The sequence below is a fragment of the Vibrio limimangrovi genome (genome assembly GCF_054064025.1).
This window is the reverse complement of record NZ_JBSUGF010000028.1, coordinates 1-6,284: the sequence shown is the minus strand read 5'-3', so window position 1 is coordinate 6,284 and position 6,284 is coordinate 1. Positions and strand designations below refer to the sequence as shown.

General features: G+C 43.9%; 3 protein-coding genes and 2 pseudogenes. 3 read left to right on the top strand and 2 right to left on the bottom strand.

Translation table 11 applies throughout. The features are described from left to right. Nucleotides 1–83 precede the first annotated feature (83 nt). Nucleotides 84–530 (top strand): annotated as a pseudogene (locus ACWYU8_RS21840) (NAD(P)-dependent oxidoreductase); the annotation flags it as partial. Nucleotides 531–700: 170 nt separating this feature from the next. Here ACWYU8_RS21840 and ACWYU8_RS21835 read toward each other — a convergent pair. After that, nucleotides 701–2,341 (bottom strand): BCCT family transporter, encoded by a 1,641-nt coding sequence (locus ACWYU8_RS21835; protein ID WP_457521828.1) that lies wholly within the window; start codon nucleotides 2,339–2,341, stop codon nucleotides 701–703. Between the two features lie 189 nt (nucleotides 2,342–2,530). On the opposite strand from ACWYU8_RS21835, the pseudogene ACWYU8_RS21830 reads away from it, so the two are divergent. Both ACWYU8_RS21830 and mqo read left to right on the top strand, forming a co-directional pair. Further along, nucleotides 2,531–2,629, top strand: a pseudogene (locus ACWYU8_RS21830) (IS5/IS1182 family transposase); the annotation flags it as partial. Between the two features lie 532 nt (nucleotides 2,630–3,161). Next, nucleotides 3,162–4,799 (top strand): malate dehydrogenase (quinone), encoded by a 1,638-nt coding sequence (gene mqo / locus ACWYU8_RS21825; protein ID WP_457521827.1) that lies wholly within the window; start codon nucleotides 3,162–3,164, stop codon nucleotides 4,797–4,799. A 372-nt stretch (nucleotides 4,800–5,171) separates the two neighbouring features. Here the strand turns inward: mqo and ACWYU8_RS21820 are convergent, their stop codons facing one another. Continuing rightward, nucleotides 5,172–5,963 (bottom strand): NAD(P)-dependent oxidoreductase, encoded by a 792-nt coding sequence (locus tag ACWYU8_RS21820; protein ID WP_457521826.1) that lies wholly within the window; start codon nucleotides 5,961–5,963, stop codon nucleotides 5,172–5,174. Between the last annotated feature and the right edge of the window lie 321 nt (nucleotides 5,964–6,284).

Here is a 6,284-nt window from a genome sequence, read left to right as displayed (position 1 = left end):
TTAAGCGGTGAAAATCATGGTTCATAGAAGCTCCTTTTCTATGAACTATTAGATCATAAAATTAATGTAATTGGTATAATCGTTCAGTGAATAGTGAGGCTGAACAGGCATTTAATGCCAAACGCTTGCCATTAAATAAACTATTACAACAATCAGATTTTGTCGTTATGCTGGTACCCTTGAGTGCTGAAACAGAAAAACTGATTGGTGAGAAAGAATTCGCTCAAATGAAGTCCAGCGCTATTTTTGTTAATGCCGCCAGAGGAAAAGTCGTCGATGAGCAAGCTTTGATTCAAGCTTTACAGCAAGGCGTTATCCGCGGAGCAGGCTTAGATGTCTTCGAGGTAGAGCCGTTGCCCTCCTCATCGCCGTTAACTAAATTAGACAATGTGTTTGGGCTCCCTCACATCGGTTCTGCAACAACAGAAACGCGATTAAGTATGGTCCGATGTGCGGTGGAAGGCTTTATTGCCGCAATGAGCGGGGACTATTCAAAGAGCTGTGCAAATGCGCATCTTTTGAATAAATAGGTTTGGATCGAATTTGACTGAAAGCACAAAGTCATTTCCTACTTTGTATTTCTGACCAGAAAACTCTCTCCTGTTGACGGTTTCTATATCTGCGCGGTCACTCATATCTCGCGTAAGAATGAAAGATAAAGGGCACAATACTTCTAACATGCCCTTTTCTTTTTTGTCGCCTACTCTTTCGTCGCTATCGGCTCACTCTTCAGCCCTAAGATAAGAGAGAATGTGGCAATCAATAAGACAATAGTAAATGGGAAGCCGGTCGTCACTGCCATAGCTTGTGCGGCAGCAAGACCACCACCTAGCAATAAAGCAACCGCTACCAGGCCTTCAAACGTACACCAAAATACACGCTGTGGCGTCGGTGCATCAACTTTACCACCAGCGGCAATGGTGTCGATAACCAATGACCCCGAGTCCGATGAAGTAATGAAGAACACCACAACCAGAACAATACCAACCAATGAGGTGATACTTGATAACGGCATCACCTCCAGCATTTCAAATAACTTCAGCGGAAGTTCAGCATCTTTAACGGCTTCATAACCATCATTGACAAACTGACTAATAGCCGTCCCACCAAATGCTGTCATCCAGAAAATACACACGGTTGAAGGAATAATCAGTACGCAGAAAATAAATTCTCGAACTGTACGTCCGCGCGATACACGGGCGATGAACATGCCAACAAATGGCGACCATGAAATCCACCATGCCCAATAGAACGAAGTCCAACCTTGAGAATAGTTCACATCTTCGCGATTAAACGGCATCGACAATGCTGGGATGTTTTTGATGTACGAAGCAATATTTTCGAAAAATCCCGTTAGGATAAACAAGGTTGGCCCTACAATCACAATAAAGAACAACAAGACCGCGGCTAACAGCATGTTAATCTCAGAGAGGCGTTTTACACCGCTATCCAACCCCGCAAGTACTGATATCAGGGCAAAAGCAGTAATAACAATAATCAGGATAATTTGGGTAGTATCCGTTAGCGGTACCCCAAACAGAAAGTTCAAACCAGTTGCTGCTTGAGAAGCCCCGTACCCCAATGAAGTAGCAAGACCAAATACCGTTGCCACCACTGCCAAAATATCAATAATGTGTCCAGGCCATCCCCAAATACGTTCTCCGAAAACCGGGTAAAAGATAGAACGCATCGTTAGCGGCAGCCCTTTGTTATACGAAAATATCGCCAGTCCCAACGCTAACAGAGCGTAAATAGCCCATGGATGCAAAGCCCAGTGATAAATTGTCGCTGCCATACCTAGTGATCGAGCCGCTTCGACGTCACCTGTAGCGCCTCCTAATGGCGCCCAATCCGTCCGGACTCCGTTTTCGAGTACAGGTCCTGCGAGCGAAGAGCTAAAGTGAGACATTGGCTCAGATACGCCAAAGAATACCAACCCGATCCCCATACCAGCGGCAAATAGCATCGCCAACCAGCCAGCGTAACTGTAATCGGGCAAAGCTTCCGTTCCACCTATCCTTACTTTACCTAACGGGGAAATAGCTAATCCAATACAAACAATGACGAAAATGTTACCAGAGAGAATGAAAAACCAGTCAAGGCTAGAAGTTAACCAGGAACGCATGTGGACAAAAATAGGCTCTACTTGCTCCCTGAAAATTAAGGTAGCAAATACGAATATAACAATCGCCAGCCCAGAAACCGCAAACACGCGGTTATGAATATCTAACCCAAAAGGGCCTACAGATAAAACAACGTTGTCCTGACCGACCTGATAATCGGTATCTATTGGATTGGCCTTGCCACTATGTTTAGGAATGCCACCAGTATCTTTACTCATTGAATGCTCCAGACGAATGCTATTACATCTTAGTAGTATAAGTTGAAAAACAGCCCATCAACACGTTGATTAAAAAACAAACGTATTCAGGAATGCTAAATTGAACCTTTCATCAGAATAGTCCAAAAAGGGTATACCATCCTCCAACACTGTCACTCGTCCGCTTTTCTAGCGACTACCGTTCGACTTTTCGGAGACTGGAACACAGTGTTCAGACGTTTTAACTTGTGGTCCCAAAAGAGAGTAATGACTGAAATTTTTCAGTTTCTCTCTCGTTTGAATGACCCTTAATGGCGGCCCCTTATGGTACAACGAAGCGATAAGGGAGACGCGTCCATCACATCAAAACCGTTTTGAATTTATATAGAATAATATTCCTTATAAATCATTTAAAAGAACAAATACGTGAACATTATGTTGTTGATTTGTAGGTTTACTTCACATTTTTGGTGTGGTAGTTTGCGTGCCACAAGGCAAGGCACTGTGGTTTAAAGTGTGTTTAGTAATAGCTAAATAAGTAAAATCTTATTTCTCTGACGGCTAATGTAATGATTGTTCAATCTTTACACGGCGATTTTGCAAAGTGTTTTTCATCCAAAAATATAGCGTTGTTTATTTTCAATAATGTTATTTAAATCTGGTCATGTTGCGCTATTAGGTAGTTTTGTCATTATTCTTAAAGCATATGACTTGAAGAGATGTATTAATGCGCTGGTGACTTATTGACTACTTATAAACCATTGACTGTCTCTGCTTTATTTAGGGCAAAAGCGGTTTTATCCTCCGCTGCTCAATTTTTATATTTAAGGTCAGTGTCTTTATGAAAAAAATAGTCATGATGTTATTTGCTGTTGCCAGCATGACATCTTTTCCGTCAGCGTACGCGGACGATAGTGATTCACCAGTTGATGTACTGCTGATTGGTGGCGGGATCATGAGTGCCACTCTGGGCACATATCTGCAGGAACTGGAGCCTGAATGGAGTATGACCATGGTTGAGCGCCTGGACAATGTTGCCCAAGAAAGCTCGAATGGTTGGAACAACGCAGGTACTGGTCACTCAGCGCTGATGGAACTGAACTACACCCCGCAAATGCAGGATGGCAGTGTTGATGTGACCAAAGCCGTTAAGGTGAATGAGGACTTCCAGATAAGCCGTCAGTTCTGGGCTTATCAGGTTGAGCAGCAAGTGATGCATAATCCGGCATCATTTATCCGCAGCGTAAATCACATGAGTTTCGTATGGGGTGATACTAACGTTAACTTCCTGCGCGCGCGTTATGCAGAATTGCAGAAAAATTCTCTGTTCCAGAGCATGGACTATTCAGAAGATCCGGAACAGATCAAAGCCTGGGCACCATTGGTCATGGAAGGTCGCGACCCGAACCAGAAAGTTGCCGCTACCCGCTCAGTTCTGGGTACCGATGTGAACTATGGTGAAATCACCCGCCAACTGGTCAGCTCGCTACAATCGCAACCTAACTTCGATTTGCAACTACAGACCGAAGTCCGTGGCCTGAAACAGAACACGGACGGTAGCTGGACGGTGACCGTTGCAGATCTGGCTAACGATGAGCAGGAAAAACAGATCCATGCTAAATTCGTTTTCATCGGCGCCGGTGGTGCGTCATTGCCGCTGCTACAGGCTTCCGGTATTCCTGAAGCGGACAACTATGGTGGTTTCCCGGTTGGTGGCCAGTTCCTTATCACCGAAAACCAAGAAGTGGTGCAACAGCATCTGGCGAAAGTTTATGGTCAGGCGGAAGTAGGTGCGCCACCTATGTCAGTACCTCACCTGGATGCACGTCGCATTGATGGTAAAGAAGTAATCCTGTTTGGTCCTTTCGCTACCTTCTCAACCAAGTTCCTGAAAAACGGTTCACTGTGGGATCTTATGGGTTCGACGACCGCAGATAACCTGATGCCTATGGTGCATGTTGGTCTGGATAACTTTAATCTGGTGACTTACCTGATTGGTCAGGTGCTGCAGGATGATGAAGACCGTTTTGCAGAGCTGCAGAAGTACTATCCGAATGCGAAAAAAGAAGACTGGAAACTGTGGACAGCAGGACAGCGTGTGCAAATTATCAAGAAAGACCAGGAAAAAGGTGGTCGTTTGCAGTTTGGTACTGAAGTCGTTACTTCTCAAGATAAAACGCTTGCGGCTTTGCTGGGTGCATCACCAGGTGCGTCTACCGCAGCACCTATCATGCTGAATGTTTTAACATCAGTATTTGGTGAGCGTGTTGACGGTGTCTGGAACGACAAACTTAAGCAGATCATTCCTTCATTTGGTCAGCATCTGAATGGTGATGTTGAAGCGACGCTCAACGAGCTTAACTACACCAGTAAGGTACTTGGCCTACACAAACCTAAGCAGGCGCAGGGCTATGCACCAGCGCCGGATGCTGATGCGGTTATTCTTGAGAAAGCATCGATTGCTGATATCGAGCTTTAAGCTGAGCTATCCGATAAGTCACTATGCCACGCGAGAAAGTCTCGTGCTAAGTGAAAAGACATAGCGAGTTTATCTCTAATCCCCCACATCCTTATGGCTGAGGGGGATTTTTTGTCCTGTTGACCATATATGGACGACTCAGCTTTCATTTGATGGTTTTATAAAATATCAGTTTATGATTTTAATTATCACTATATTCCCCTATGGACCGACAGAATCGCTTGGTGATCACAGAAAATCTACATCCTTCGTAACTCAGAAATGGACAGAACCTTGTTAGACCTGATGCCCTAAAAGGGTCCCGTTAGATTAGGAAAAGTAACTTGAGGCCATAGTCGTTTGTTATGTGTAATTTTCTATGTACTTCCTTAATTACTCAGTCGATTCAAACAAGGGACTAATTGGAAGGTTAAGATTTAGCTTCTCAATTTCGACTGCCGAAGAGCCATGGCATTTCTCAAAGTCACTCCAACTGCTCTTGTGAACCTGCTTTACGATTCGAAAGTCGAGTAACAATTGAGAAAACGCTTCGGGGCTATACCCCTTAGTCTCAGCAATAAAGTGTTGTGTAGCCGGACGTTTACCTTGAACCAGTGCCAAATAAAATCGAGCGATGTCATTTACATGGATATATTGGTTATAACCTTGAGATGGTATCGCTACTTGGAGAGTTTGGTCAGATAAGGAATCTACAATTCGCTTTAGCTGACAGTTTTCACCACCATAAACCAAACTAGGACAGTAAACGACATGCCACTTCTTTTTGATAGCGCAACCTATTGTAACTGTGTCCGGTTTCACCACCTCTAAAGGCTTAAGCCTAAATTCTTTGAGGTCATTGTGAGAAGCATTGCCAAATAGCCAAACGCCCGATGTGTGGATTTTTGTTGCACCTTCAGCCGCTAGTCTATCCAACTGCGTTAGCAGCTTGGACTCTATATCAGCTATTTCCTCCGGAGAAAATTCTGACCAATGTGGGCGAGCACAATTTATAACGATATCAAAGTAACCAGAGAAATCTAATGGCACATTGGCAAGCTTCCGAGCAGGAGGTAAGACACCGCTAGTCCTGCTGTAAGTCGAAACTTCAAAGCCACTTTCGACAAACATCTTAGTCACGTGGCTACCAATATACCCATTGGATCCTGATATAAGTACTTTCATTCTTTCCCTGAACTCTCGATTACACATAACGCTTTCGATACGGCTTTTAGCCGCTTTTCATACTCCTATCATGCAACCTTTCCAAACACAGTTCAATTGATAATCAATAGGTTAATGAGAGGTATTGGGTAGTAGATTGCAAAATGACGTATAGTTTTAAAAAGCTTTCTTCGACACTCCCTCGGATAACTACAGGTAAGGCAAACGTACAATCACAGATTGTGAGTAAACTTATGCGTTGAGATGATGTATGGAATCCACTCTTCCCCTGCCAACCTAAACTTAGCAGGATGAGATAAATATCTGAGGGTTCCAACATGC